Origin of the sequence: Actinosynnema mirum DSM 43827 (genome assembly GCF_000023245.1) — a bacterium.
Lineage (GTDB): Bacteria > Actinomycetota > Actinomycetes > Mycobacteriales > Pseudonocardiaceae > Actinosynnema > Actinosynnema mirum.
In genome coordinates this window covers 3,637,113-3,662,451 of the sequence record NC_013093.1, presented here as the reverse complement: position 1 = coordinate 3,662,451, position 25,339 = coordinate 3,637,113, and the positions used below count along the sequence as shown (strand labels likewise).

Here is a 25,339-nt window from a genome sequence, read left to right as displayed (position 1 = left end):
GGCCTTCTCTCCGGGCGGGGGCTCGGGGGTCGCGGGGGTCAGCGCGCTCCGGCGTCCGGCCCGGTCCCGGCGGGCGCGCCCTGCGCGGGCGCCCCCACGTCGGCGGTGAGCCGGGCGGCGGCCAGTTCGGCGGTCACCTCGGCGGTGATGTCCTGGAGCTCCTCGCCGACGGCGTGCGCGGCGCGGCGTGCCCCGGCGACGATCCCGGCCGAGGTCCTGACGACGCCGCGGGCGAGCGGCTTGGCGACCCTCCTGGCCACGGGGACGGTCAGGAGACCGAGCAGGAGAGGAGCGACGAAGGGCATGGTGCTCCCCGATCCTTCAGGCGGTGGACGCGCGAAGACGATCAGCGCTTGGGCAGCACGCTAGTGGAGTGGGCGGGCGCTCCCGCCCGATCGACCGGGGGTTCACACTTTCCGGTGGACGGTGCCTGCGGGCGTGGGGCGGCGGTCGCGCCGCTGCGAACGGTGGCCGCGCAGCGCGGCGCCAGGACCTGGTCCGGTGGGTGCCCGCGGCGGTCACCCGAGCAGGCGGGACCTCCCGCGCACGGCCGGGCTCAGCGGTCCTGCGGCGCGTCCGCGTGGAGGTCGGCGGCGTCCCAGGCGGCCTGGATCATGCGGAAGACCTCGTCCACGGCGGCCTCGGGGTCACGGGCCTCGCGGGCGAGGACGTGGGCGTCGACGGCGAAGCGGGCGATCGCCCGGCAGGCCGTGGTGCGCGGCGGCAGGCCGAGGTCGGCGGCGATGGCGGTCGCGAGGGAGGCGGCGTGGCGGGCGCACATGGCCTCGTTGTAGGCGCGCAGGTCCGGTGAGGACCCGATCAGCTCCCCCAGCTCGGCCGCCCCGTCGGTGGTGCAGTGCCGCACGATCGCGTGAACCTCGTGGCGCAGGGCGGGGACGAGGTCGCCCTGCCCGCGCTCGGCGACGGCCCGGACCAGGCGGTGCTCGAAGTCGGCGTCGCGCTCGAAGACCAGGGCCTCCTTGCTGTCGAAGTGCGCGAAGACCGTGGTGACGGCGACGTCGGCCTCGGCCGCGACGTCGCGGATGCCGACCGCGTCGTAGCCGCGCTCCAGGAACAGGCGCAGGGCGGTGTCGGCGATCTTCTGACGGGTCGCGGCCTTCTTGCGCTCGCGACGGCCCGGTGGCGCGGTCACGGCGGGATGCTATCAGGTGCGAAATCGTAGCTGTTCCAAAACCCTAACTGTTAGGGCTATTGTCGAGGGCATGAAGAAGATCAGCTACAGCGAGCACGGCGGTCCGGACGTGCTGCGGTTGGTGGACGCCGACGAGCCGAGCGCCGGGGCCGGGCAGGTGCGGATCGTGGTGCGGGCGGCGGGGGTGAACCCGTTCGACTGGCGGGTGCGCGAGGGCCAGTTCCCGGTGCCGCTGCCCGCCGGGACCGGGCTGGACGCGGCCGGGGTGGTGGACCAGGTCGGCGCGGGGGTCGACGGGGTCGCGGTCGGCGACCGGGTGTTCGGCGAGGGGATCGAGACCTGCGCGGAGTTCGCGGTGCTGACGGCGTGGGCCCACCTCCCCGAGGGGCTCTCGTTCGAGGAGGCCGCCGGGTACCCGTCGGTGGTGGAGACGGCGCTGCGGGTGCTGCGCGAGGTCGGCGTGCGGGAGGGGCAGTCGCTGCTGGTCAGCGGGGCGTCCGGGGGCGTCGGGTCGGCGGTGCTCCAGATCGCGCGCGACCGGGGCGTGCGGGTGGTCGGGACCGCGAGCGAGGCGAACCAGGACTACCTGCGCGACCTCGGCGCGACCGCCACGACCTACGGGCCGGGGTGGGTCGAGCGGGTGCGGGCGCTGGGTCCGGTGGACGCGGCGCTCGACCTGGCCGGGTCGGGCGTGCTCCCCGACCTGGTCGCGCTGACCGGCGACCCGCGGAAGGTGATCACCATCGCCGACCGGGCCGCCGCCGAGCACGGCGTCCGGTTCTCCGGCGCGGCCCACGACGTGCCCGCCGCGCTGGCCGAGGCGGTCGACCTGATCACGAGGGGCGCGCTGCGCATCCCGGTCGAACGCGCCTACCCGCTCGCCGAGACCGCGCGGGCCCACGCCGACAGCCAGGCCGGGCACGCACGGGGGCGGCGGGTGATCGTGATCTGAGCCGGGCCGCGCAGGCGGGCGGGCCGGGGGCGCGCGGACGACGGGCGATCCTGGCCTGGACCCGCCCACCGACGGCCGAGCAGGACACGCACGGGTGACGGGCAATCACGAACCGGGCCCGCTCGCCGACGGGCGTGCCGGGCACGCGCGGTCTGCGAGTGTCGCGATCCGATCCGAGAGCACGCACCGACGACCGGGCCGGACACGCGCGGTCTGCAGGTGTCACGGTCCGATCCGAGAGCGCACACCGACGACCGGGCCGGACACGCGCGGTCTGCGAGTGTCGCGATCCGATCCGAGAGCACGCACCGACGACCGGGCCGGACACGCGCGGTCTGCAGGTGTCACGGTCCGATCCGAGAGCACGCACCGACGACCGGCCCGGACACGCGCAGCGGGCGGGCCGTCCCGGTTCACCGGTGCCGGGGCACCCGGCGGTGCAGCGGGCGGGCCTGCGTGGGCACGAGGGCGTGCGGGGACGGGGCGGGGTCGCGGTCCAGGCGGTGCCGGGTGGGCGGGTCGGACGGCTCGGGGCGGAGCGCCGCGCCGGTCATGCCCGCCGCGCCCGCCGCGCCCGCGGAGAACGAGCGCGACCCGTCGACGTCACCGGGCCGCCCGCGCCTGGGGCGGGGACGTTGAGGGCGCGAACGCTGGGCGCGCTCACGACGCTGCCCGGTGAGCTGGGCGGGCACGTCGTCCCGCCCCGGTGGGCGTCGTCGCGCCTCGGCGGCCAGGACCACGACCCCGCCCACGACGAGCAGCAGCGGCACCCCGAGAGCCGCGCGGCCGAGGACCCCGCGCAGCAGCACCGACGACACCCCGCTGGCCACCCCGAGCCGCACGAACGGGTGGCGTGCGCCCTCGGTCGGGGCGTAGACCCCGGACGTTGCCGTCACCGCGTCCCGCAGCGCGGCCCCGATCTCGGTGACGCCCAGCGACCGGCGGTGCAGCACCAGCACCCGACCGGTGACCGGGTTCGCCCGGACGTGGGTGATGCCGGACCGCCTCAGCAGCGCGGTCTCCAGGGCGAACGCGGCGCGGGGGTTCGCGCGCACGTGCGGGACCTGCCAGCGCTGGCGGCCGGGGACGACCGAGCGGACCCGGACCCCCGTGCGGGTGGTGGGCATGGCGCTCCCCGATTCCCCGAGCGGTGGACGCGCGGACGAGCGCATCGCCTGCGCCCCAACGCTAGTGCAGCGGGCGGGAACCCTCCCCCGGAGCGCCGGGGGTTCACGCTTTCCGGCGAGCCGCAGCCGTCACGGACCGGGCGCGACCCGGCCCCGCCCGGCGAACCGCTGGGCCCCGAACGCGACCAGCGCGCTGCAGGCCGCCGCGCCGAGGAACGCCAGCACGGACCCGATCACGAACAGCCCGTCGTCGGAGATGATCGCCGCCGAGACGGTGAACCCGAGGGTGAACCCGACCGTCGTGCCCGCCGCCGCGAACGACGGCCGCACCCCGCGCAGCACCACGGCCCCGACGAGCACCAGCAGCAGGCACACCGCGCACCCGACGCCCTGCCACACCTGGTACGGCCCGGTGCGGTCGAGCCCGTCGGGCGACAGGTCGTACTCGGTGTCCCAGCCGAACCAGGCGAACCAGCTCAGCGCGGACAGGACCGCGACCGCCAGCGCGCCCACGAGTTGGGAGCGGTTCCGGCCTCGATCCGGGTTAGTCGTCACGATCTTGACGCTACCCCGGTTCTCGCGGCGGGGGTCACGGAAGCAGTCCACCGCAACAACAACCCCATCACGGTCCCCGGCGGGCAGGTCCGGCGTGGACGTCGGCCCACCCCCTGTCCGGCACGCCGCGTGGGCACACCGCGGCGCCACCGCTTCCCCAGCCAGGCCGAGCTGTGCCGCGTGGTCGCCGAGGGGCACGTCAGCGGCGGGCTCGCGGACCTGGGCACCGCGGACGCCGGGCGCGACCCGGTCGAGCGCCTGCACGAGTGCCTGGTGCAGTTCCCGGCGCCCGCCGACCAGCCGGACCAGCGGCTGTCCCTGGAGGGCTGTTCGAGCCGCACCGCACCGCGCTCGCCCCGGACGCGCTCGCCTCGGACGCGCTGGCGCTGGTCAACGGCCTGCACCTGACGACGCTCATCGACCCGGAGCGCTTCGACCGCGCCTCGGCGGCGCGCTCGCTGCTCTGGTTCGCGCGCGGCGCGATCACCGGCTAGCGGCGCCGGGCGGTCCACGGCGTCAGCGCCGCTCCTCCCGGCCGCCCACCGGCCGGTCCACGTCCGAGCGCGGCGGCGGCACCCGCCCGCCGGCGCCCTCCACCAGCTCCTTGGCCCGCTGCAGCGCGGCCCTGAGCTCGGCGCGGGAGACCCGGCCGTCGACCGGCCGGGCCAGCAGCTCGATGCCGTCCCCGCGCGCGGTGGGCCGGTTGCGGATCTCCACCCGGTCGCCCAGGGCGCCCAGCGGGCCGGGCCAGGTGGCGGGCACCCGGTCGCACTCCACGATCACCACCAGCCACCGCTCGCCGCGCGCCCGGTGCCCGCGCCAGGCGAGCGCGACCACCACCCCGGCCAGCAGCACCGCCACGGCCCTCATCCGCCGCCTCCTCCCGGTGGTCACCCCAGCGGGTAGCCGGCGCTCCGCGCGTCAACCGCCCGGCCGGGGTTTTCCACGCGCACGGCTCACACCGGGTCGTGCCCGTCGGGGTCGGTCTTGAGCCTGCCGCTCTTGGGCGGGTGCATCAGCGGGGTGTCCTGGGCGTGGACGGGCAGGTCCTCCTGGCGGATGCGGATGGTCGCGGAGGGCGTGGAGGTCTCCACCCTGCGCACCGGCGCGTCCGGGGAGTCGAGCAGCTGGGCGGCCCTGGGGGCGAACTCGGCGTCGGTCAGCACGTCGTAGCTGTCCGCGCGCATCCGCACCACGGGCGTGCCACCGGGCCCCCGGACGATGTGCGCGACCAGCCCGATCACCCCCGCCAGCAGCCCGCCGCACAACGCGCCGTAGCCGATGAGCAGCGGCGTGGACACGACCGGGTCGACCCAGCCGAACGCGCTGAAGAACCAGCCCAGCGGCGCGCCGATCAGCGCGCCGAACCCGGCGGCCGTCGACGCGACGCTCAGCGAGCCGGGACCGGCCGCGACCTGCTCGAAGCTGTGCAGCCCCCGGCCGACGATCGTGGCCCGGTCGACCGGGAAGTGCCGGTCCGACAGCAGCTCGACGGCGCGCTCGGCCTCGGCGTACCGGTCGTAGGTGCCCACCGCGGTCTGCGGCCGGTCGGGGTCGGTCGGCTGGTGCTGCGCTCTGCTCACAGCGGTCAACTCCTCGCTCGTTCCGGTGGCGCTCCCTCAACGCCCCAGGATGCCCGACCGGCGCGCCCGCGAACCGCAAGCAATCACACACCGCTGGCACCGGCCCAACCGGTGGGCGGCGGGTCAGAAGTGCGCCAGCACCGCCTCGCGGGACACCTCGGCCAGCGTCGCGGGCGACCAGCGCGGGGCGCGGTCCTTGTCGACGATCTGCGCGCGGATGCCCTCCACCAGGTCGTGGTCGCGCAGGCAGGCCGAGGACACCCGGAGGTCCTGGGCGAGCACCGCGTCCAGGTCGGGCAGCTCGCGGGCTCGGCGCAGCGCCTCCAGGGCGACCTTGAGGGCGGTCGGCGACTTGGTGGTGATCAGCGCGGCGGTGTCGGCGTGTCCCCCGGCCTCCAGCCGGGCGAGCACCTCCTCCACGGTGTCGGCGGCGAAGCAGTGGTCGACCCAGGGGGCGCGCTCGGCCAGCGCGGACGGTCCGGGATCGGCGGTGTGCCTGGCCACGACGGCCTCGACGCCCACGCCCAGGTGCGCGCCGAACTCCAGGTCGTCCACCAGCGCGGGCAGTGCGGCGGAGGGCACGAAGTGGTCGGCGAGGCCGCAGTGCAGGACGTCGGCGGCGGACAGGTGCGCGGCGGTGAGCGCGGCGCAGGTCCCCAGCTCGCCGGGCGCGCGGGAGAGCAGGTAGGCGCCGCCGACGTCGGGGGCCAGGCCGATGCCGACCTCGGGCATGGCCAGCCTGGTGCGCTCGGTGACCACCCGCACCGAGCCGTGCGCGGACACCCCGACCCCGCCGCCCATGACGACGCCGTCCATGAGCGCGACGTAGGGCTTGGGGAACGCGCCGATGGCGGCGTTCATGCGGTACTCGTCGGTCCAGAACCCGATCGACTCGCTGCCGCCCGCGCGGGCGTCGTCGTGCACGGAGCGGATGTGGCCGCCCGCGCACAGCCCGCGCTCCCCCGCGCCGTCGAGCAGCACGGCGCGCACCGAGTCGTCGTCGGCCCACCGGGTCAGCGCGGCGTGGATCTCCACGACCATGCCCCGGTTCAGGGCGTTGATCACGCCGGGCCGGTTGAGGGTGATCCGGCCGAGTCCGCGCTCCACCCGGATGACCACGTCAGACACTTCAGACCACTCCTCGCACCGCGAAGCGGTGCGAAACCACCGATCAGCACACCGCGGACTCACGCTACAACCCCGGAGGTTCGGCTTTCGCGGGGGTCTGAAGGGTCTCCCGTGGCCGCGCTGCGCAGCAGTGCGGAACCACGGGTTGTCGCACCGTGGCCCCGCGCCACCGCTCCGCCGGTTCGGCTCTCGTCCGGTCCTCTTCGAGTCCCGAGCGGTGCTCAGCGCGCGGCCGTCAGCGCCTCCTCCAGGTTCTCGTGCAGCGGGATCAGCTTGTCCACGGCGGTCGCCTCCAGCGAGCGCCGCACGCTGCGGCTGGGCACCGCCCGCACCAGTCCCCGGCCGACGCGGTCGCGCAGGTAGGCGAGCGCGGCGATGCCGGAGGAGGCGAAGAAGGTCACCTCGGACAGGTCGACGACCAGGGCCTGGGCCCCGCCGTCGACCAGGTCGGTGGCGATCACGCGCAGGTCGTCGCTGTTGGCCATGTCGATCTCGCCGGAGGCGCGCACGACGGCCACGCCGTCGACGACCTCCCCGGTGATGGCGTGGGTCTCGGGAGATGTCACGGCACAATGATGCCCCGATTCGGGCCGCACGACACGACAGATGTTCACGTCCGCTTCGGGTGGGCAGCACCGCACCGCCGCCGCCCACCCGATCGCACGGGAAACCGCTGGTCAGCCCGTCAGGACCGGGGTCCTCGGCAGGCTCTCCGGAACGGCGGCCAGGGCGGCCCGCCAGCGCGCGGCCATCTTGTCGTAGCCCGCGGTGGACGGGTGCACGCCGTCGGCGAGGTCGCCGGGGACGAACCCGTCGTGCATGTCGACCAGCCGCACCCGCCGCCGGTCCGCCACCACGCCCGGCAGCGCGGCGTTGAACGCCAGCACCCGCGCCTCCAGCACCGGGTCGTCGATCGGGGTGATCCGGGCGACGAACACCCACGCCGAGGGCGCGGCGAGCTGGACGCGGTCGAGCAGCGCGCGCATCCTGGCCGGGGCGTTCGCGACGTCGTAGTCCTGCCCGATGTCGTTGGTGCCGATGTGCAGCAGCACCACCCTGGGTCTGGTGGCGCGCAGCCAGCCGTCGACCCTGGCGTGGATCTCGTCGATGCGCCAGCCGGGGTGGCCCTCGTGGTCGTGGTCGCCGAGCTCCGGCGGCCCGTTGAAGCCCGAGCCGACGAAGTCCACCGAGTAGCCCTCGTCGACCAGCCTGCGCCACAGGCCGACCCGGTAGCCGCCGGGCACGTTCCACCCGTCGGTGATCGAGTCGCCGAGCGGCATGACGCGGGTGCCGCCGTTCGACTCGGCGGCGGCGACGCCGGGGGCGACCAGCAGGGACCCGAGCAGGGCTGTGACCAGGACGAGCAGCGCGGATAACAGGGCATTCCGGGGTGAGAACCCCATGGTCGGAACCGCCTTTCCCCAAGCACACCGGGGAAGAACGGCTCGAGGCGGCGGTTCGGCGAACTGCCCCACCCGGATCGTGCGCGCCGAGAACGCTTGGCCGCCAATGTAAGGACGGCTCGCCGGGGATGTCCACGGATTCGCTGCGGGGTGTGCGCGCGGCCCACCCCAAGGGAGCAGCGCTCCCGCCCCGCTCCCGGCTCAGCGGCTGGGCACGTCGTGCCCGGCGTCCTCCTCGTGCGCGCCGACCGCGCCCGCGGGCTCGGTGCGGTCCTGCTGCGGCACCGCCGAGGCTCCCCCGCGCTCCAGCGCCGCGCCCTCCACGTCCAGCACAGGCAGCCAGCGCAGCGACCGGGGCAGCCACCACGCGGCCGAGCCCATGATCGCCAGCGCGGCCGGGATCGCCACCATGCGCACCACCACCGCGTCCACCAGGATGCCGATGGCCAGCGCGAACGCGATCGGCTTGATCGTCGCCTCGCCCTCGGGCACGAAGCCCGCGAACACCGCGAACATGATCGCGGCGGCGGCCACCACGACCGGCGCGGCCTGCCGGAACCCGGTGACGACCGCCTCGCGCGGCGACGCGCCGTGCGCGTGCGCCTCGTGCATCCGGGACACCAGGAACACCTGGTAGTCCATGGCGAGGCCGAACAGGATGCCGGTGACCATCATCGGGGCCAGGCTCATCAGCGGCCCGGTGGTCTCGGCGCGCACCACGTCCTTGAGCCAGCCCCACTGGAACACGGCGGTGGTCGCGCCGAGCGAGGCGCCGACGGTCAGCAGGAACCCGAGCACGCCCGCCACCGGCACCAGCAGCGAGCGGAACACCAGGACCAGCAGCACGAGCGCCAGGCCGACGACGAGCACCAGGTAGGTGGGCAGCGACTCGTCCAGGCGGTGCGAGACGTCGACGCCGACGGCGGTGGTGCCGGTGACGTAGACCCTGGCGCCGTCGACGCCGGACACGGCCGAGCGCAGCTCGTCGACCAGGGCGATGGTCTCGGCGCTGTCCGGCGCGGACGCGGGGACGACGTTGACCAGGGCGGCGGTGCCGTCCGAGTTGACCTGGGCCTGGCCGACGACGGCGACGTCGCCGAGCTCCTTGGCGCGGCTGGACACCTCCAGGGCGTGCCTGGCGACCTCGTCGCCCTCCACGAGCACGAGCAGCGGGCCGGTGAAGCCGGGGCCGAAGTGCTCGGAGACGATCTCGACGGCCCTGGCCTGGGTGCTGCCCTCGGCGGGGCGCTGGGCGAGGCTGGTCTGCATGGAGAACGCCGGGACGGCCACGACGGCGAGCGCGGCGACCGCGACCAGCAGCACCGGCCAGCGGTTCCTCGTGGTGGTGGTGGCCCAGCGGCGGTAGACGCCCCGGTCGACCGGGCGGGCGCCCGAGCGCAGGCGGCGCGGCAGGGCGCGGCGGCCGATGAAGCCGAGCGCGGCGGGCACCAGGGTGACCGCGATCAGCACCGCGACCACCACGGTGGCGGCGGCGGCCACGCCCATCTCGGTGAGGAACGGGATGCCCGCGACGGCCAGGCCGGTCAGCGCGATGACGACGGTGATGCCCGCCGTGACCACGGCGGACCCGGCGGTGCCGACGGCCATCGCGATGGCGGAGGGCACGTCGCGGCCGTCGAGCAGCTCGTGGCGGAAGCGGGTGACGATGAACAGCGCGTAGTCGATGCCGACCGCCAGGCCCAGCATCACCGCCAGGATCGGGGTGGTCGACTGGAGCTCGACGAACCCGGTGAGCAGGGTGATGCCGAGCGCGCCGATGCCGACGCCGACGACGGCGGTGAGCATGTTCATGCCCGCCGTGACCAGGGAGCCGTAGGTCAGGGCCAGCACGAGCAGGGCGACCACGACGCCGATGACCTCGGCCGGTCCGCCGATCCCGACGACCTCCCTGGTGGCCTCGCCGGTGACCTCGACCGTGAGCCCGTCCTGCCGGGCCCCGTCGAGGGCGTCGAGCAGGGCCTTGCGCTGCTCGTCGGTGATGTCGGGGGCCTGGGCCTCGTAGGTGACGGTGCTGTAGGCGACGGCCTGGTCGGCGGAGACGACGGGGGCGGCCGGGTTGAGCGGGTTGGTCGCGGAGGTGACGCCGGGGAGCTTGTCGAGGGCGCCGACGAGCGTGGTGACCTCACCCGCGATCGCCTGGTCGGTGATCCGGGCGCCCTCGGGCGCGCGCACCACGACCTGCGCGGACGCCCCGGAGGGCCCACTCCCGAACTCGGCCCGCATCCGCTCCAGGGCGATGGTGGACTCCTGTCCGGGGATGGAGAACGTGGTGACGGTCTTGCCCGCGAACACCGCGGACCCGACCCCGAGCCCGATCAGCAGCACGAGCCAGGCGAACACCACCGCCCCCCGGTTCCGGTACGAGGCCAAGCCGAGCCGGTGCAGGAAGGTCGCCATGCCACTGGTCCTTTCACCACCTGATGTCCCGAATCAGAATTCCCCGCCGGAGGGGATCGGTGAACGGACACTTTCCGGTGATTGGTCCGGTGTGGACGGTGGGGGTCACCTGGGTGGGTGGAGACGAAAGTCGACCCGAGCACATCGCAGTGGTTCATTTCAGCGCATCGATTACTGGTCATGGTGTAGCTTCAGCGCCATGAAAGAACAGCAGGAGGTCATCGCGCGATTGCGCGAGACCGGCGTTCTGGCTGCCGTGCGCTGGGCTTACCTGTCCGCCACCGAACGAGCGCTGAGCGGCTACTCCGAGGCGGACGGCCTCGACGCGGCCTGGCTCGGCAACACCAGGTTCACCTACTTCCGCGACCGGCTCGACCGGGTGTTCGCCTGCGAGCGCTACGCCGTCCCCTCCGGCGACGACAACGCCCACCTCGACCTGCTGCACGCCGAACTGTCCTACCGGGACGTCCGCACCATGCCGCACCTGCCGTCCGACCTGGTCCGCCGCTCCAACCTCAACCACAGCCCCGGTTGGGCCCTCGACGAGCACCGGTTCCTGCTGGCCTCAGGCCCGTTCGGCGGGCTCGACCGGATGCCCTGGCCCCGGAAGAGCCCGACGAAGCAGCGGGTGGCGCGCCAGCACAACCCCGAGCCGTCGCAGCCCTCGCTCTTCGACGACTTCGCCGACGAGGAGATCGGCGGCCTGCAGTCGGTCCTGCACGTTGCCGACGAGGCGGACCTGACCACGTTCGTCGTCGCGCACAGCCTCGACCAGGTCAGCGGGGAGTTCGAACTGGTGCTGGGCCGCCCCAGGCTGAACTCCGGCGGCGGCCGGGCGTGGCACTGGTCGCAGGACCTGCTGAGCCTGCCGCCCTCGGGCGGCGGACGACGGGTGGTCGGCGCACCGCCTCCCCAGGGGCCGAACCAGGTCCCGGACGCGCGGGTCCGCTTGCGGCACCGGGGTGAAGAGCGCCGCGGTGATCGTGCTAGTGGTGAGAGGTGAGTTCTCGTACACCGACGACCGACCGGGCGGCGGACGCCGCCGCGCTCTTCGACGGAACCCGCCTGACCCTGGCCCGTCACCTCGCGGGGCTGCGCAAGAGCGACCTGGCCAACAAAGTGGAGAAGAGCCCGACCGCCGTGGCGGCCTGGGAGTCCGGCGCGAAGCGGCCCACCGCGGCGACCGTGGCCCAGCTGGCGCTGGGCCTGTCGGTCGAGCCGGGGTTCTTCGCGGTGCGCCCGGACGACGTGACCGCGCTCGGCAGCGCGCCGCACTTCCGCTCGTTGCGCTCGACCAGCCAGCTCACCCGCGACCAGGCCTACGCCTACGGGCGGCTGGCGGTGGACATCGCGGCGGGCTTGGAGCGGCACGTCGAGTTCCCCGAACCCGACGTGCCGAGCCTGCCCGTGGCGGTCGACGACCGGGACGGCGACGGCCCCGAGCGCGCGGCGCGGCTCGTCAGGCGGCACTGGGGCGTCGCGGACGGTCCCGTGGGGCACCTGATCCGGTTGCTGGAGAACCGGGGGGTGCTGGTGGTCTTCAGCCCCGAGCAGACGGCGTCCGTGGACGCCTACTCCTTCGACACCCGGCTGCGCCCGGTCGTGGTCCTGAACCCGATCAAGCGCGACTACTACCGCCAGCGCTTCGACGTGGCGCACGAGCTGGGGCACCTCGTCATGCACGGCGACGCCGAACCGGGGGGCCGGATCGTCGAGGAGCAGGCGCACCGCTTCGCCGCCGAGCTGCTGACGCCCGCCGACCAGGTGCTGGACCTGCTCCCGGCCACGATGGGCGGCGACGTCTGGCGGTCGCTGGCCAGGACGAAGGAGCAGTGGGGGGTGAACATGCAGGCCCTGCTCTACCGGGCCCGCTGGCTCGGCAAGCTCGGCGACGTGTCCTACCGCAACGCCATGACGACCATCTCCACCAGGGGGTGGCGGCGGAACGAGCCCGGTCTGGTCGACGCCATCGAGCAGCCGTCGCTGCTGCCGCGCGCCGTGGAGCTGCTCGCGCAGGAGGGGATCGACGAGGGGAGCCTGGTCGCGCAGTGCCGGGTGCCGGTCGACCTGTTCCACACCATCACGTCACGGACGCCCGAGCAGCCGTGGGCCGACCTCGCCCCGTCGGACGGCGGAAGCGCGGACCACCGCGACGGCCCGCGCGTGCTGTCGCTCCTGGACAGGCGGGCGAGGCGGGCCGCGCGGTCGAACTGACGCCGGGCGGCGCCTGGACGGGGCCGCCCGCCCAGGCGCCGGCCCTCGCGGTCAACCGATCGCCAGCAGCACCAGCAGCACCGCGTTCAGCGCGATCACCGCCCCCGCCGCGCCCCACGCGGCGACCACCGTGCCGCGCCCGTTCACGTGCTCCCCCATCACCGCCCGCGACGAGGTCAGCCGCACCAGCGGCACCAGCGCGAACGGGATGCCGAACGAGAGCACCACCTGCGACCACACCAGCGCCCGCGTCGGGTCCGCGCCCACCGCGAGCACGAGCAGCGCGGGCGCCAGCGTCACCAGGCGCCTGGTCAGCAGCGAGACGCGCACGTCGAGCAGGCCCTCCAGCACCACCGCCCCCGAGTACGACCCGACCGCCGTCGACGCCAGGCCCGAGGCCAGCAGGCCCACCGCGAACAGCAGCGCCACCCCGCCCCCGAGCGCGTCGCCGATGGCCGCGTGCACCTGGTCCAGGCCGTCCAGGCCGGGCACGTCGCGCAGCGCGGTGGCCGCGAGCAGGAGCAGGGCCAGGTTCACCGCGCCCGCCACGACCATCGCCAGCACCACGTCCACCCGCGTGGCCGCCAGCAGGCGCCGCAGGGCGTCGCCGGTGGCCTGGCCGTGCCGGTCGCGGGCGAGCGCCGAGTGCACGTACACCGCGTGCGGCATGACCGTGGCGCCGAGCATCCCGGCCGCCAGCACCACGCTGTCCACCCCGTCGAAGCGCGGCGCCAGCCCGCCCAGCGCCTCGGCGGGCGGCGGGGAGAGCAGGAGGCCCGCGGCGAAGCCGATGGCGATGACCAGCAGCATCCCGGTGATCACCCGCTCGAACGCGCGCTGCCCGCTGCGGTCGCGCAGCACCAGCAGGACCGTCGACACCACGCCGGTGATCACCCCGCCGAGCAGCAGCGGGAGGTCGAACAGCAGGTTCAGGGCGATCGCGCCGCCGACCACCTCGGCCAGGTCGGTGGCCACGGCCACGCCCTCGGCCTGCGCCCAGTAGGCCAACCGCGCGGGCCTGGACAGGCCGTCGCGCACCGCCTCGGGCAGCGAGCGGCCGGTGACCAGGCCGAGCTTGGCGGAGAGGGTCTGGACCAGTCCGGCCATGACGTTCGCGGCCACCAGCACCCAGACCAGCAGGAACCCGTACCGGGCCCCGGCGGCGGTGTTCGTGGCGACGTTGCCGGGGTCGACGTAGGCGATGGCCGCGACGAACGCGGGCCCGAGCAGGGCGGTTCCCGAGCGGAGCCGGGTCGCGCGGGTGGCACGGGTGGCGCGGGTGGTCGCCACGGCGCCCCTCCCTCCAGTTGCACTTGATTGGCTGTTGCACATTATTGGCAGCAACGCGGGCAGGCCACTCCCCCGGTCCGCCCCGCGGGACGCGACGGGGCCGCCACCCGAAGGCGACGGCCCCGCCCGGATCACGCCACCGGACCAGACCGGCTCGACCCGGCCGGGGTCCGGCGCGGCGCAGGTCCGGCTCGGCGCAGCTCAGTCCCAGTCGAGCGTGCCGCCGGAGGCGTACTCGGTGACCCTGGTCTCGAAGAAGTTCTTCTCCTTCTTCAGGTCCACCGCCTCCGACATCCACGGGAACGGGTTCTCGGTCGCCGCGAACACCGGCTCCAACCCCAGCTGCGCGCACCTGCGGTTGGTGATGAACCGCATGTACTGCTCGCACAGCTCGGCGTTGAGCCCGAGCAGCCCGTTCGGCATCGTGTCGCGGCCGTAGGCGATCTCCAGCTCGCACGCCTCGGCGAGCATCGTGCGCACCTCGGCCTGGAACGCCTCGCCCCACAGGTGCGGGTTCTCGATCTTGATCTGGTTGATCGCGTCGATCCCGAAGTTCAGGTGGATCGACTCGTCGCGCAGGATGTACTGGTACTGCTCGGCGATCCCCACCATCTTGTTGCGCCGCCCCAGGGACAGGATCTGCGCGAACCCGGTGTAGAACCACATGCCCTCGAACACCACGTAGAACGCCACCAGGTCGCGCAGGAACGCCTGGTCCGCCTCGGGCGTGCCGGTGCGGAACTCCGGGTCCTCCAACGACTTCGTGTACTTCAGCGCCCACGCCGCCTTGTCGGTGATCGACGGCACCTCGCGGTACATGTTGAACAGCTCGCCCTCGTCCAGGCCGAGCGAGGAGCAGATGTACTCGAAGGTGTGGGTGTGCACCGCCTCCTCGAACGCCTGGCGCAGCAGGTACTGGCGGCACTCGGGGTTGGTGATGTTGCGGTACACCGCGAGCACGACGTTGTTGGCCACCAACGACTCCGAGGTCGCGAAGAAGCCGAGGTTGCGCTTGATCGCGTGCCGCTCGTCGGCGGTCAGGCCGTTCGGGGAGCGCCACAGGGCGATGTCGGCCTGCATGGACACCTCGGTGGGCATCCAGTGGTTCGCGCAGCCCGCGAGGTACTTCTCCCACGCCCAGTGGTACTTCAGCGGCAGGAGCTGGTTCACGTCGGCGCGGGCGTTGATCATCGCCTTGTCGTCGACGTGCACGCGGCCCGCGCCGCGCTCGATCTCGCCGAGGCCCGTGGTGTCGGCGGCGTCGGGGGTGGTGGTCACTGGCAGGCCTCGCAGTCGGGGTCGGTGATGGAGCAGGCCGCGCCCTCGGCGGGCAGCACCAGCTCGGGAACGGGCGCGGGCGACGGGGACGACGCCGCGGGGCGTGCGGCAGGAGCGGCGGCGGGCGGCAGGGTGACGCCGGTGAGCTTGCCGTCCGTGCCGCGCAGCGTGGACTTCTCCACGTGCGTCGCGCTCGCCGAGCGCAGGTAGTACGTCGTCTTGAGCCCCTTGCGCCAGGCCAGCCGGTACAGCTCGTCCAGCGCCCGACCGCTGGGCGCGGCCAGGTACAGGTTCAGCGACTGCGCCTGGTCGATCCACTTCTGCCGCCGCGACGCCGCCTCGACCAGCCAGTCCGAGGACAGCTCGAACGCGGTGGCGTACAACGCCTTCAGCTCGGCGGGCACCCGGTCGACCGCGGTGAGCGCGCCGTCGAAGTACTTCAGGTCCGACACCATCGCCGCGTCCCACAGCCCGCGCGCCTTGAGGTCGGCCACCAGGTGCCGGTTGAGCACGGTGAAGTCGCCGGACATGTTCGCCTTGACGAACAGGTTGCGGTACAGCGGTTCGATGGACTGCCCGACGCCGCAGATGTTGGAGATCGTCGCGGTGGGCGCGATCGCCATGACGTTGGAGTTGCGCATCCCGCGCCGCGCCTTGTCCCGCACCGAGGACCAGTCGAGCGTGCTGGAGGTGTCCATGTCCAGCGCGCCGCCGCGCGCGTCGGCGAGCAGCGCGATCGAGTCGATGGGCAGCACGCCCCGGCTCCACAGCGAGCCCTCGAACGACTCGTACGAGCCGCGCTCGGCGGCCAGGTCGGCGGACGCGTCCAGCGCGTGGAAGCTGATCAGCTCCATGCTCAGGTCCGCGAACTCGACCGCTTCGCTTGAGGCGTAGGGGATGCGCTGCACGAACAGCGAGTCCGCGAAGCCCATCAGGCCCAGGCCCACCGGCCGGTGCCGCAGGTTGGAGCGGCGCGCCTCGGGGATGGTGTAGAAGTTGATGTCGATGACGTTGTCGAGCATCCGCACGGCGGTGCGGGTGGTGCGCGCCAACCGGTCCCGGTCCAGGCCCGTCGGCGTCACGTGGTTGGCCAGGTTGATCGACCCGAGGTTGCAGACCGCGACCTCGTCGGCGCTGGTGTTCAGCGTGATCTCGGTGCACAGGTTGGACGAGTGCACCACGCCGGCGTGCTGCTGCGGGGAGCGCACGTTGCACGGGTCCTTGAACGTGATCCACGGGTGCCCGGTCTCGAACAGCACCGTCAGCATCCGCCGCCACAGGTCGACCGCGCGCACCCTGCGGTGCACCCGGATCTCGCCCCGGTCGGCGGCCTCCTCGTAGGCGCGGTACCGCTGCGCGAACGCGGTCCCGTACAGCTCGTGCAGGTCCGGGGTCTCGTCCGGGGAGAACAGGGTCCACTCGGCGTCCGCCTCGACCCGGCGCAGGAACTCGTCCGGCACCCAGTTCGCGGTGTTCATGTCGTGGGTGCGCCGCCGGTCGTCGCCGGTGTTCTTGCGCAGCTCCAGGAACTCCTCGACGTCGACGTGCCACGTCTCCAGGTACGCGCACGCCGCGCCCTTGCGCTTGCCGCCCTGGTTGACCGCGACCGCCGTGTCGTTGGCGATCTTCAGGAACGGCACGACGCCCTGCGACTGCCCGTTGGTGCCCTTGATGTGCGCGCCCATGCCGCGCACCGGCGTCCAGTCGTTGCCCAGGCCACCGGAGTACTTGGCCAGCAGGGCGTTGTTGCGGTAGCCCCGGAAGATCGCGTCCAGGTCGTCGTCCACGGTGGTGAGGAAGCAGGACGACAGCTGCGGGCGGGTGGTGCCGGAGTTGAACAGGGTCGGGGTGGAGCACATGAAGTCGAACGAGGACAGCAGCCCGTAGAACTCGATCGCGCGCGCCTCGCGGTCGTCCTCGCGCAGCGCCAGGCCCATCGCGACGCGCATGAAGAACGCCTGCGGCAGCTCGTAGCGCACGCCGTCGTCGTGCAGGAAGTAGCGGTCGTACAGGGTCTGCATCCCGAGGAAGTCGAACGCCAGGTCCCGCTCGGGCCTGATCGCCGCCGCCAGGCGGGGCAGGTCGAACGTCCGCAGCTCGGGGTCGAGCCGGTCCACGGACACGCCGAGCTCGACGTACGCCGGGAAGTAGTCCACGTAGGACATCTGCTCGCCGGTGGCCTCCACGGGCTCTCCCGCGACGTGGCTGAGCGCCTCGCGGCGGAGCTTGTCCAGCAGCAGCCGGGCGGAGGCGAACGAGTAGTCCGGCTCGGTCTCCACGAGGGTGCGGGCGGCCATGATCTGCGCGGTGGCCAGCTCGTCGACGGTGATGCCGTCGTAGAGGTTGCGGCGGGTCTCGGCCAGGACGGTGTCGGCGCTGACGTCGGTCAGCCCGGCGCACGCCTCGGCCACGACGGCGGCGACGCGGTCCCAGTCCAGCGGCGTGACCTGCCCGTCCGGGTGGGTGACCCGGATGGTCGGGGCGGGCGCGCTCGCGGTGGCGGCGCGGACCTTGGCGCGCTCCTCCCGGTAGAGCACGTACGCGCGGGCGACCGCGTGGTGCCCGCCGCGCATGAGCACCAGCTCGACCTGGTCCTGGATCTGCTCGACGTGCAGGGCCACGTCGGGCCGCACGTGCTTGAGCAGCGCGGCCTCGACCTGCCCGGTCAGCTCCTCCACCAGCGGGTGCAGCCGGGACGACGCGACCGCGCCGTCGCCCTCCACCGCCAGGAACGCCTTGGTCATCGCCACCGAGACCTTGGTGGCGTCGAACGCCGACACCGCGCCGTCGCGGCGGACCACCCGAACCGGGGCCTTGGCGACAGCGGCGGGTGTGGTTGTGGTTGGCACAGCCCTCTCTCTCCTCGCGAGCCGGACACCGCCGGGGTGCTCGCGAGGGGGGCGCGCCGCAGCCGGGACGCGGGGGAACGCGCACGCCGGCTGTCCGCGAAGGCCCTCCCACGAGGCCCCGGACGAGCGCGCGCCGAGGGGCTCGGCGCGCGCGTCGGCGGCAGGTCTTCGGACTCGTGGACACCCGGTGTTCCCACCGGACCTACTGGCCGTCGCTTCCCAGGCCCGGAACGGGCCCAGTGCTGTGTGACGGCGGTCGTTTCCACTCACCGCTGCGGGGCAGTCCCGGATTCGCACCGGGTTCCCTCTTGCCTCGCCGCCCCCTCGGGAGGGAGCGGCGAACCGCTGACGGGCGAGACACTACATGTTGTGGAGGGGTGCGGATGACACCCCCACATCGGCGCGTCGGGGCGGGGGTGGGGTATCACGCGAACCGGTGACGGAAAGTAGTGGATGCACACTCGAAGCGTGATCAAATTCAGGAGTAAATTGTCTCGAAAATGTCTATAAATAACCTTTCAAAGTATTTCTGAATCCCGAAAAATGGTATTTCAGACCTGCGTCTAAAGTCCCCAGCAATACGTGGGGAGGATGCCGATGACCGAAAGTCTTCAGGCCTATGTGATACCCGTCGCTAGCCTGCTGTCGATCAGCTATCTGGCCACGCTGCTGAAGCAGCGGCGAAACCGCAAGCAGGCGATCATGAGCCACCGGACCGTCCAGGTGATGCTGCTCGGGCTGCCGGAATCGGGCAAGACCGTCCTGTTCGCCGCGGTCTACCGCGCACTGGCCTACGGGGGCCGCGACCAAGTGGTGCTTAAAGCGGATGACAACACCGCACCCCACGTGCTGGAACTGACCACAGCGCTGGAGCAGCCAGGGGTGGAACTGCCACCGAGCAACCAGCTCGGCACCTCGGTCGACCTGGACTTCACCTTCGTGGTCAAGGATGCCGATGGCACAACCCGCGATGTGTGCGGCCTGAGCTTCCTCGACTACGCGGGCGAGCACGCGAACAGGCTGCTGCACCCCGGCGAGGCGGAACCGTCCAAGGAGGTGCTCGAGTCGCTGGACCGAGCCGACGTGCTGATGGGCGTCCTCGACGGGAAGCGAGTGCTGGAGGTCATGAAGAACGGGAAGGACCCGAAGTTCTTCCCGGAACTGAGCGAGTTGATCCTGCTGCTGACCCATGCACCGCAAAAAGTGGTGCACTTGGTCATCACCAAGTGGGACTTGATCGCCGAGCTGCACACACTGGCCGAGGTGGTGGAACGCCTCAACCGGTTCCCACCGTTCCAGCAGTTCCGCGACCAGTGCGGCGGTGTGCTGCGGATCATCCCGGTGAGCGCGTTCGGGATGAACGGCTACCTGTCGCACGACGTGGACGGGAAGGCGCTCAAGGCCGAGGAGCGCGGGCTGCACTGGGAGCCGTTCAACGCGGCCACCCCCTTCGCGCACGCGCTGCGCGACGTGCTGGAGGCCAACGTGGAACGGCTGCGCGCGAACCAGGAGAAGGCTTCCGCAGGGGACTACCCCGCCTTCTTCCTGTCGGTGGGGGCACTACTGGGCATGATCACGATCTCGTTCCCGCTGCTCCCCGGCGGGGAGGTGCAGGTCGAGCTCAGGCCAGGGCAGGGTGGTGGCGACTCTCCTCATCGGACAGCGGACCGCGAGCGGCAGGACCTGGACAAGGTGGTGCGCTACCTGCGCAGGCTCTCGGACGACGGGGTGTCGAAGAACCTCAAGCACCGGGAGCGCCCGTGAGCGCCCTGGGGTGGCCCTTCCTGATCGGGCGGGTGCGCGGGGCCGGGCACCGTGTGGTCGTGGCGCCCGGATTCATGATCACAGCAGGCACAGAGGCCGAGTTGGACGCCGTCAGCGGTCGCGCAGGCGAGGGCGAGGTCGTCACCTACGCGCTGCCCGGCGGCCAGCACCTCGCGGTGGCGGTGGTGGTGGCGGCACGTGCGGCGGACTTCGGCCTGGAGGGCGAAGGACCACTGAGGGACCGCGCGGGCCGGACGATCTTGCTCACCGAAGGTCTCGTCATCCCGTCCAACGCTCCGCACCCCTGTGCCCAAGACCTGCAGCGCGCGCACCGGGACGTGGTCCCGGCGTACCGGGAGTTCTGGGTGCTGGAGGAGGACTACACGACGACGGCGTCGGGACCGCTGAAACTTATCGGGCAGGGAAGGCAAGCCGGAAAGCTGGTGCCAACGAGCAGAACCGGATCGAAGCGTCCTTGGCGCAGAAGGCGCTGGGTCGACCGGCTCTTCCTGCTAGCCACCCTCGGGTCAGTGCTACTGAGTGGCTTGACCGTGACACTCAACCACTTGCGCCTTCCTGGCGAGGTGGCCTCCGCTCCACCCACTAACTCGGTGACATCCGCGCCGCCAGCCTGCTCAACGGCGGTCTGCCTGCTGTCCCCCGACCAGCTGGACGAGGGTGTGCGCACCACGCTCACCCCGGCGGACGGCGTAGACCTCCGCTGGGACGCGACCTGTCGAGGCGCGCTAGTGAGCTGGACCGGAGAGGAGGCTCCGGAGCTGCGCGTGGGCTGGGACGGGTCGGATCGGAAGCACGTGGACCTGTCCAAGTTCTCACGCGTGCGACTGGACCTCGACTCGACCGGAGAGGTGGCGGTCGTGCTCACCGACGACTCCGGTGGAACGCGCGCCGCCACGCCGGACCGCGAGGAACCTTCAGCGTGGACGCTGCCCGAGGTGGACCTGGGCGCAGTGCGCTCGATCGCGGTCCGGCCTTCCTCCAGGACCGAACTGTGCCTGCGGGGCTTGACCTTCGAGTGAACCGCGCGGGGCCGCCCACGCGGACGGCCCCGCGCCCCTACCGGATGTCCCACTCCTGGTTGACCGCCCCGCTGCACCACCACGCCCCCACCCGGTTCGTCGGCGTCCCGGTCGGGTGCTCGTGGTCCAAGCACATGCCGCTCGCCGCGTTCACCAGCAGCTCCGGCCGGTCGTACGCCGAGCTGCCGATGACCCACTTCTGGTTCGACCCTCCGTTGCACCCCCACGCCCCCACGACGTTGGTCGGCGCGCCCGCCGGGGTCTCCTGGTCGAGGCAGTCGCCGGTGGCCGCGTTCACCACCGCCACCCGGTCCAGCCCCAGCCAGTGCAGCGCCCACCGCTGGTTCGCACCGCCGTGGCACTCCCACGCGCCGACCCGGTTCGTCGGCGAGCCGCCGGGGTGCTCCTGGTCGAGGCAGGTGCGGATGCCCCTGGTGAGCTCCACGTCCCGCCTCGTCCCGGTGAACCCGGCCGACACGTACGGGTAGCGCTGCCCCTCCGCGACCCGGATCGGCACGGTCGACGGCGGCACGCCGAGGACGTCGGAGTTGCGCATGTCCTTGTCCGCGCGGTACTTCGTCGGCCAGCCGGGGCCGTCGACCTCCACCCGGTACACCCCGGCGGGCAGGTCGCGGAACGCGTACTGGCCGGGGGCGGAGACCTGCCTGCTCACCCAGCCCTCGTAGTCGCTGAACCCGGCGATCTTCCAGGTGGCCGCGACCACGCCCTCGCCCGAGTCGAAGGCCCCGCTGCCGCTGCTGTCCCACCAGCCGTACCCGCTGATCTCCCCGCCCCGCTGGGCGAACCCGACGTCCACCGGCTCGGCGCCGACCTGGACGACGACCTCGCGCGCCCCGATCACCTCGTAGCCCTCGGACTCGGCGGTGAGCCGGTACTCCCCCACCGGCAGGTGCGGGACGCGGAACTCGCCGTTGACGTCCGTGGTCGTCCGGAACGCCAGGACGCCCAGCGCGTGCACCACCACCCCGGCCCGGCCGGGCTCCTCCGGGTCGCGCGCGCCGTCGCCGTCGCGGTCGAACCACACCCGGCCCACCACGGCCCCCGCCACCTCGGCGGACGCGGTGCCGGTGACCAGGCCCGCCGTGGCGCACAGCGCCGCCAGCAGCGCCCCCGTGCGTCTCAGACGACGCGGCGCGCAGCGGCGCGGGACCACCGACCGCCGCACCGCGAACCCGTGCCGCGGCTCATCCGGTGTGGTTCTCCCGCCCGGTCCACGCCCCGTCCCCGTTCGCACCAATCCGCCGCCGCCCCCCGTCGCGGCACGCGCCGGTTCCGCTCCGCCACCGCGCCCCGCGCTGCCCGTCCAGCCCATCGCCACCACGTCCCCGCTCTCGGTCGTGTTCGGAGAGTAACCACGTGGGGCGGGGCACCGAGATCCCCGAATCGGGCGAACGCAGACCGCACAGCGGAACGGCGTTCTGTTGTCGTCCGCAGCACGGCGGTAACCTGCCCCCGTGGTGGACTTCCAGCGCGCCCGCAGGCCCGAGCAGGTCCAGGCGCGCAGGGCCGCCATCCTGGACGCCGCCGAGGCCGCGCTGGAGCAGCGCCCGCTGGACGCGATCACGCTGCGCGAGCTGAGCTGCCGGGTGGGCCTGGCGAAGTCGAACGTGCTGCGCTACTTCGGCACCCGCGAGGCCGTCTACCTGGAGGTGCTGCGGCGCCGCTGGTCGTCCTGGTTGGACGGTCTGGAGCCGGTGCTGCGCTCGTGCGCGCCGGAGCCGGTGCCGTACGGGCGGGCGGTCGCGGTCGCGACGGCGGTCGCCGGGGCGCTGGTGGCCGATCCGCCGCTGTGCGAGCTGTTCGGCTCGATGGCCAGCGTGCTGGAGCGCAACGTGGACGTGGACGTGGCGCGCGGGTTCGCGGCGGCGGCCGGGCGGCGCTCCGACCGGTTGGCAGGGCTGGTCGCGGAGCGCCTGCCGCACCTGGGCGCGGCGGGCACGCGGCACTTCGCGGAGTCGGTCGTGGTGGTGACCGCCGGGCTGTGGGGCCGGGCCAGGCCGACCGAGGAGGTGGCGCGGGCGAGCGCCGACCTAGGGCTGCCCGCCGCCGACGAGGTGTTCCGGGCGGCGCTGACCGAGAGCCTGGTCAACCAGCTGATCGGCCTGGCCGCCCGCGCGAGCTGACCCGCTCGCCACGGGGACCGCCGCACCCGCTCACGCGTGCTGACAGCCCTGGGAGGCTCCCGTACGCTCCGCAGATAGCAGGACCGTTGGTTCGTTAACCAGGAGCCGTCATGTCAGCACCACCCAAACCCCCCGCGCCCCACCGCAGCGCCCGGCGGCGGATCACCTTCGCCGCGGTGCTGATCGCGATCACCACGCTGCTGTTCGCCGTCCCCTGGTTCGGGCTGCTCGCGCCCAGCGCCCAGTGGCCGTGGCCGGTGACCGCCGTCGGCACGCTGGTGATCGGCGGCGCGTACGTGGCGTTCCCGCTGCTGATGGTCCGCTCGCTGGGCGCGAAGCGCACCGACCGCACCACCCGCCTGGCGCACCTGCTGCTCGGCCTGGTGTGGATCGCGTTCGCGTGGACCCTGGTGACCGACCTGCTGCGCCTGGTCCTGGCCGTGGCCGGGGTGGAGAACCCGCTGCGCGCCAGGGTGGTCGCGGTGCTGCTGCTGGTCCTGATCGTGGTGATCGCGTTCTGGGGCAACCGCCAGGCGATGCGCGTGCCGCCCGTGCGCCGCGCCGACGTCGTGCTCCCCCGGCTGGACAGGGCGTTCGACGGCCTCACCATCGCCGTCATCGCCGACACCCACTACGGCGCGATCGACCGCTCCGCGTGGTCCAGGGGCCTGGTCGAGCGGGTCAACGGGCTGGGCGCGGACGTGGTCGTGCACGCGGGAGACATCGCCGACGGCACCGTCGAGCAGCGCCGCGGCCAGTCCACCCCGCTCGGTGACGTCCAGGCGCCGCACCGGTTCTCCGTCTCCGGCAACCACGAGTACCTGTCCAACGCGCAGGCCTGGCTGGAGCACCTGGCCGAGCTGGGCTGGACGAGCCTGCACAACCAGCACCGCGTGCTGGAGCGCGACGGCGCCCGCCTGGTGTTCGCGGGCGTGGACGACATCACCGCCGCGCACTCCGGCGAGCCCGGCCACCGCCAGGACCTGGCCGCCGCGCTGGACGGGGCGCCCGAGGGCGTCCCGGTGGTGCTGCTGTCGCACCAGCCGAGCGAGATCAGCAAGGCCGTCGCGGCGGGCGTGGACCTCCAGCTGTCCGGGCACACCCACGGCGGGCAGATCTGGCCGTTCCACCTCCTGGTGCGGTTGCAGCAGCCGGTGCTGTCCGGACTGAGCAGGCACGGCGAGCGCACCCAGCTGTGGACCAGCCGGGGCGCCGGGTTCTGGGGGCCGCCGTTCCGCGTGTTCGCGCCGAACGAGGTCTCGCTGCTCACGTTGCGCGCGGCGTGAAGCCGGGCGACAAGGTCGCCGCGGGGGTGCTGCTGGCCGGGGTGGCGTGCGTGGCCACCGGCTGGCTCCCCGGCGACCAGGCGTGGGCGAGCCTGGCCCGCGTCGCACCGCTGCTGCTGTTCCTGACCGGCGTCGTGGTGATCGCGGAGCTGGCGCGCGAGGCGCTGGTGTTCGACGTGGCCGCGACCGGCATGGCGATCGCGGCGCGCGGGCGGCCGTGGGCGCTGTTCGCGCTGTGCGTGCTGTTCGCGGCGACGCTGACCGCGCTGCTGAACCTGGACACCACCGCCGTGCTGCTGACCCCGGTGCTGCTGGCGCTGGCGGTGCGCACCGGCGTGCCGGGCCTGCCGCTGGCGATGGTGGCGGTGTGGCTGGCGAACACCGCGAGCCTGCTGCTGCCGGTGTCGAACCTGACGAACCTGCTGGCGGCGGACCGGATCGGGCTGACCGCGACCGGTTTCGCGGCCCGCATGTGGGCGCCGCAGCTGGCGTCGGTGCTGGTGACCGCCGCCGTGCTGTGGGTGCTGCACTGGCGGAAGGTCGAGCCGTACCGGGTGCCGGAGCCGGTGCGCCCGCGCGACCGGCGGCTGTTCGGGGTGTCGCTGGCGGCGTGCCTGCTGTTCGCGGCGTCGATCCCGTTCGTGCACGACGGGATCGCGTTCGTGGCGGCCGGGATCGCGCTGGCCCTGGTGGCGGCGTTCGCGGCGCTGGACCGGTCGGTGCTGCGGCCGTCGCTGGTGCCGTGGCGGCTGCTGGTGCTGGTGTCGGGGCTGTTCCTGCTGGTGCCCGCGCTGGTGCTGCACGGGGTGGGCGACGCGGTGAGCGCGCTGGTCGGCACCGGTCTGGCGCGCACGGCGGCGGTGTCGGCGGGGCTGGCGAACGCGCTGAACAACCTGCCCGCCTACACGGCCGTGGAGGCGGCGCTGCCGGGCGCGGACGCGGACCACCTGCTGGCGGTGCTGATCGGGGTGAACGCCGGGTCGGTGGCGCTGCCGTGGGCGTCGCTGGCGACGCTGATCTGCCTGGAGGCGTGCGCGCGGGCCGGGGTGCGGGTGCCGATGGCGCGGTTCGTGGCGTCGGGGGTGCTGGTGGCGGTGCTGACCGTGGCGGCGGCGACGGGGGCGCTGTGGCTGACGGGGTGAGGGCTGACGGGGT

Annotated in this window: 23 protein-coding genes and 1 riboswitch; of the genes, 9 read left to right on the top strand and 14 right to left on the bottom strand. The window is 73.3% G+C overall.

All coding sequences use genetic code 11. The features are described from left to right. Nucleotides 1–38: 38 nt before the first annotated feature. Nucleotides 39–305: a DUF5132 domain-containing protein gene (locus AMIR_RS15855; protein WP_015801973.1), complete on the bottom strand. Its 267-nt coding sequence runs from the start codon at nt 303–305 to the stop codon at nt 39–41. 251 nt (nt 306–556) lie between these two features. Continuing rightward, complete coding sequence (locus AMIR_RS15850) at nt 557–1,153, bottom strand: TetR/AcrR family transcriptional regulator (protein WP_015801972.1); 597 nt, start codon at nt 1,151–1,153, stop codon at nt 557–559. A gap of 70 nt (nt 1,154–1,223) precedes the next feature. On the opposite strand from AMIR_RS15850, the gene AMIR_RS15845 reads away from it, so the two are divergent. Continuing rightward, entirely contained in the window at nt 1,224–2,105 is an 882-nt protein-coding gene (locus tag AMIR_RS15845; protein ID WP_015801971.1) for an NADP-dependent oxidoreductase, read from the top strand. 413 nt (nt 2,106–2,518) lie between these two features. On the opposite strand, the gene AMIR_RS41905 is transcribed toward AMIR_RS15845, so the two are convergent. Beyond that, complete coding sequence (locus AMIR_RS41905; RefSeq protein WP_015801970.1) at nt 2,519–3,232, bottom strand: HMA2 domain-containing protein; 714 nt, start codon at nt 3,230–3,232, stop codon at nt 2,519–2,521. A 129-nt stretch (nt 3,233–3,361) separates the two neighbouring features. Continuing rightward, on the bottom strand, nt 3,362–3,787 hold the full coding sequence (locus tag AMIR_RS15835) for a hypothetical protein (RefSeq protein ID WP_041837853.1): 426 nt from the start codon (nt 3,785–3,787) through the stop codon (nt 3,362–3,364). A gap of 266 nt (nt 3,788–4,053) precedes the next feature. Here AMIR_RS15835 and AMIR_RS15830 point away from each other — a divergent pair, with 266 nt between their 5' ends. Continuing rightward, complete coding sequence (locus tag AMIR_RS15830) at nt 4,054–4,281, top strand: hypothetical protein (RefSeq protein ID WP_015801968.1); 228 nt, start codon at nt 4,054–4,056, stop codon at nt 4,279–4,281. Between the two features lie 22 nt (nt 4,282–4,303). Here AMIR_RS15830 and AMIR_RS15825 read toward each other — a convergent pair whose 3' ends face one another. The 6 genes from AMIR_RS15825 to AMIR_RS15800 all read right to left on the bottom strand — a co-directional run bounded on the left by AMIR_RS15825 (nt 4,304) and on the right by AMIR_RS15800 (nt 10,319). Beyond that, nucleotides 4,304–4,657, bottom strand: coding sequence for a hypothetical protein (locus tag AMIR_RS15825; RefSeq protein WP_015801967.1), 354 nt, complete (start codon nt 4,655–4,657; stop codon nt 4,304–4,306). 86 nt (nt 4,658–4,743) lie between these two features. Further along, nucleotides 4,744–5,370, bottom strand: a complete 627-nt coding sequence (locus tag AMIR_RS15820) for a general stress protein (protein WP_015801966.1) — start codon at nt 5,368–5,370, stop codon at nt 4,744–4,746. Between the two features lie 123 nt (nt 5,371–5,493). Further along, nucleotides 5,494–6,498 carry an enoyl-CoA hydratase/isomerase family protein gene (locus tag AMIR_RS15815; RefSeq protein WP_015801965.1) on the bottom strand — a complete coding sequence of 335 codons (1,005 nt, stop codon included), beginning with the start codon at nt 6,496–6,498 and terminating at the stop codon, nt 5,494–5,496. 221 nt (nt 6,499–6,719) lie between these two features. After that, entirely contained in the window at nt 6,720–7,064 is a 345-nt protein-coding gene (locus AMIR_RS15810; protein WP_015801964.1) for an STAS domain-containing protein, read from the bottom strand. A 111-nt stretch (nt 7,065–7,175) separates the two neighbouring features. Further along, nucleotides 7,176–7,901 (bottom strand): SGNH/GDSL hydrolase family protein, encoded by a 726-nt coding sequence (locus AMIR_RS15805; protein WP_015801963.1) that lies wholly within the window; start codon nt 7,899–7,901, stop codon nt 7,176–7,178. A gap of 201 nt (nt 7,902–8,102) precedes the next feature. Then, nucleotides 8,103–10,319 carry an MMPL family transporter gene (locus AMIR_RS15800; protein WP_015801962.1) on the bottom strand — a complete coding sequence of 739 codons (2,217 nt, stop codon included), beginning with the start codon at nt 10,317–10,319 and terminating at the stop codon, nt 8,103–8,105. A 199-nt stretch (nt 10,320–10,518) separates the two neighbouring features. Between AMIR_RS15800 and AMIR_RS15795 the strand changes: the two genes are divergently transcribed. Together AMIR_RS15795 and AMIR_RS15790 are read left to right on the top strand one after the other, a co-directional pair. Next, nucleotides 10,519–11,322 (top strand): hypothetical protein, encoded by an 804-nt coding sequence (locus tag AMIR_RS15795; protein ID WP_015801961.1) that lies wholly within the window; start codon nt 10,519–10,521, stop codon nt 11,320–11,322. Beyond that, the gene (locus AMIR_RS15790) at nt 11,319–12,533 is read left to right on the top strand and encodes a helix-turn-helix domain-containing protein (RefSeq protein ID WP_015801960.1); all 1,215 of its coding nucleotides are present in this window, start codon (nt 11,319–11,321) and stop codon (nt 12,531–12,533) included. Before AMIR_RS15795 ends, AMIR_RS15790 begins: the two co-directional genes overlap by 4 nt. A 51-nt stretch (nt 12,534–12,584) precedes the next feature. On the opposite strand, the gene AMIR_RS15785 is transcribed toward AMIR_RS15790, so the two are convergent. The 3 genes from AMIR_RS15785 to AMIR_RS15775 form a co-directional block, all read right to left on the bottom strand. Beyond that, entirely contained in the window at nt 12,585–13,823 is a 1,239-nt protein-coding gene (locus AMIR_RS15785) for an Nramp family divalent metal transporter (RefSeq protein ID WP_015801959.1), read from the bottom strand. A gap of 201 nt (nt 13,824–14,024) precedes the next feature. Continuing rightward, nucleotides 14,025–15,101, bottom strand: a complete 1,077-nt coding sequence (locus tag AMIR_RS15780; protein ID WP_015801958.1) for a ribonucleotide-diphosphate reductase subunit beta — start codon at nt 15,099–15,101, stop codon at nt 14,025–14,027. Next, entirely contained in the window at nt 15,098–17,950 is a 2,853-nt protein-coding gene (locus AMIR_RS15775) for a ribonucleoside-diphosphate reductase subunit alpha (protein ID WP_015801957.1), read from the bottom strand. The genes AMIR_RS15780 and AMIR_RS15775 overlap by 4 nt, the downstream gene beginning before the upstream one ends. Nucleotides 17,951–18,092: 142 nt before the next feature. Next, a riboswitch (cobalamin riboswitch) is annotated at nt 18,093–18,312 on the bottom strand. Between the two features lie 229 nt (nt 18,313–18,541). On the opposite strand from AMIR_RS15775, the gene AMIR_RS15770 reads away from it, so the two are divergent. Next, nucleotides 18,542–19,714 carry a TRAFAC clade GTPase domain-containing protein gene (locus tag AMIR_RS15770; RefSeq protein ID WP_143760745.1) on the top strand — a complete coding sequence of 391 codons (1,173 nt, stop codon included), beginning with the start codon at nt 18,542–18,544 and terminating at the stop codon, nt 19,712–19,714. A gap of 59 nt (nt 19,715–19,773) precedes the next feature. Then, nucleotides 19,774–20,754 carry a hypothetical protein gene (locus tag AMIR_RS15765; RefSeq protein ID WP_143760744.1) on the top strand — a complete coding sequence of 327 codons (981 nt, stop codon included), beginning with the start codon at nt 19,774–19,776 and terminating at the stop codon, nt 20,752–20,754. A gap of 37 nt (nt 20,755–20,791) precedes the next feature. Here AMIR_RS15765 and AMIR_RS15760 read toward each other — a convergent pair whose 3' ends face one another. Then, nucleotides 20,792–21,940, bottom strand: coding sequence for a ricin-type beta-trefoil lectin domain protein (locus AMIR_RS15760; protein WP_015801954.1), 1,149 nt, complete (start codon nt 21,938–21,940; stop codon nt 20,792–20,794). 289 nt (nt 21,941–22,229) lie between these two features. On the opposite strand from AMIR_RS15760, the gene AMIR_RS15755 reads away from it, so the two are divergent. The 3 genes from AMIR_RS15755 (at nt 22,230) to AMIR_RS15745 (ending at nt 25,326) form a co-directional block, all read left to right on the top strand. Continuing rightward, nucleotides 22,230–22,898 (top strand): TetR/AcrR family transcriptional regulator, encoded by a 669-nt coding sequence (locus AMIR_RS15755; RefSeq protein WP_015801953.1) that lies wholly within the window; start codon nt 22,230–22,232, stop codon nt 22,896–22,898. Between the two features lie 110 nt (nt 22,899–23,008). Next, entirely contained in the window at nt 23,009–24,184 is a 1,176-nt protein-coding gene (locus tag AMIR_RS15750) for a metallophosphoesterase (RefSeq protein ID WP_015801952.1), read from the top strand. Then, on the top strand, nt 24,181–25,326 hold the full coding sequence (locus AMIR_RS15745) for an ArsB/NhaD family transporter (protein WP_015801951.1): 1,146 nt from the start codon (nt 24,181–24,183) through the stop codon (nt 25,324–25,326). The genes AMIR_RS15750 and AMIR_RS15745 overlap by 4 nt, the downstream gene beginning before the upstream one ends. The last annotated feature ends 13 nt before the right edge of the window (nt 25,327–25,339 follow it).

Excerpts from the sequence above, each read along its gene's own strand:
- AMIR_RS15855 (WP_015801973.1), bottom strand. The coding sequence starts at position 305 with ATGCCCTTCGTCGCTCCTCTCCTGCTCGGTCTCCTGACCGTCCCCGTG.
- AMIR_RS15845 (WP_015801971.1), top strand. The coding sequence starts at position 1,224 with ATGAAGAAGATCAGCTACAGCGAGCACGGCGGTCCGGACGTGCTGCGG.
- AMIR_RS41905 (WP_015801970.1), bottom strand. The coding sequence starts at position 3,232 with ATGCCCACCACCCGCACGGGGGTCCGGGTCCGCTCGGTCGTCCCCGGC.
- AMIR_RS15825 (WP_015801967.1), bottom strand. The coding sequence starts at position 4,657 with ATGAGGGCCGTGGCGGTGCTGCTGGCCGGGGTGGTGGTCGCGCTCGCC.
- AMIR_RS15805 (WP_015801963.1), bottom strand. The coding sequence starts at position 7,901 with ATGGGGTTCTCACCCCGGAATGCCCTGTTATCCGCGCTGCTCGTCCTG.
- AMIR_RS15800 (WP_015801962.1), bottom strand. The coding sequence starts at position 10,319 with ATGGCGACCTTCCTGCACCGGCTCGGCTTGGCCTCGTACCGGAACCGG.
- AMIR_RS15795 (WP_015801961.1), top strand. The coding sequence starts at position 10,519 with ATGAAAGAACAGCAGGAGGTCATCGCGCGATTGCGCGAGACCGGCGTT.
- AMIR_RS15770 (WP_143760745.1), top strand. The coding sequence starts at position 18,542 with ATGCCGATGACCGAAAGTCTTCAGGCCTATGTGATACCCGTCGCTAGC.
- AMIR_RS15750 (WP_015801952.1), top strand. The coding sequence starts at position 23,009 with ATGTCAGCACCACCCAAACCCCCCGCGCCCCACCGCAGCGCCCGGCGG.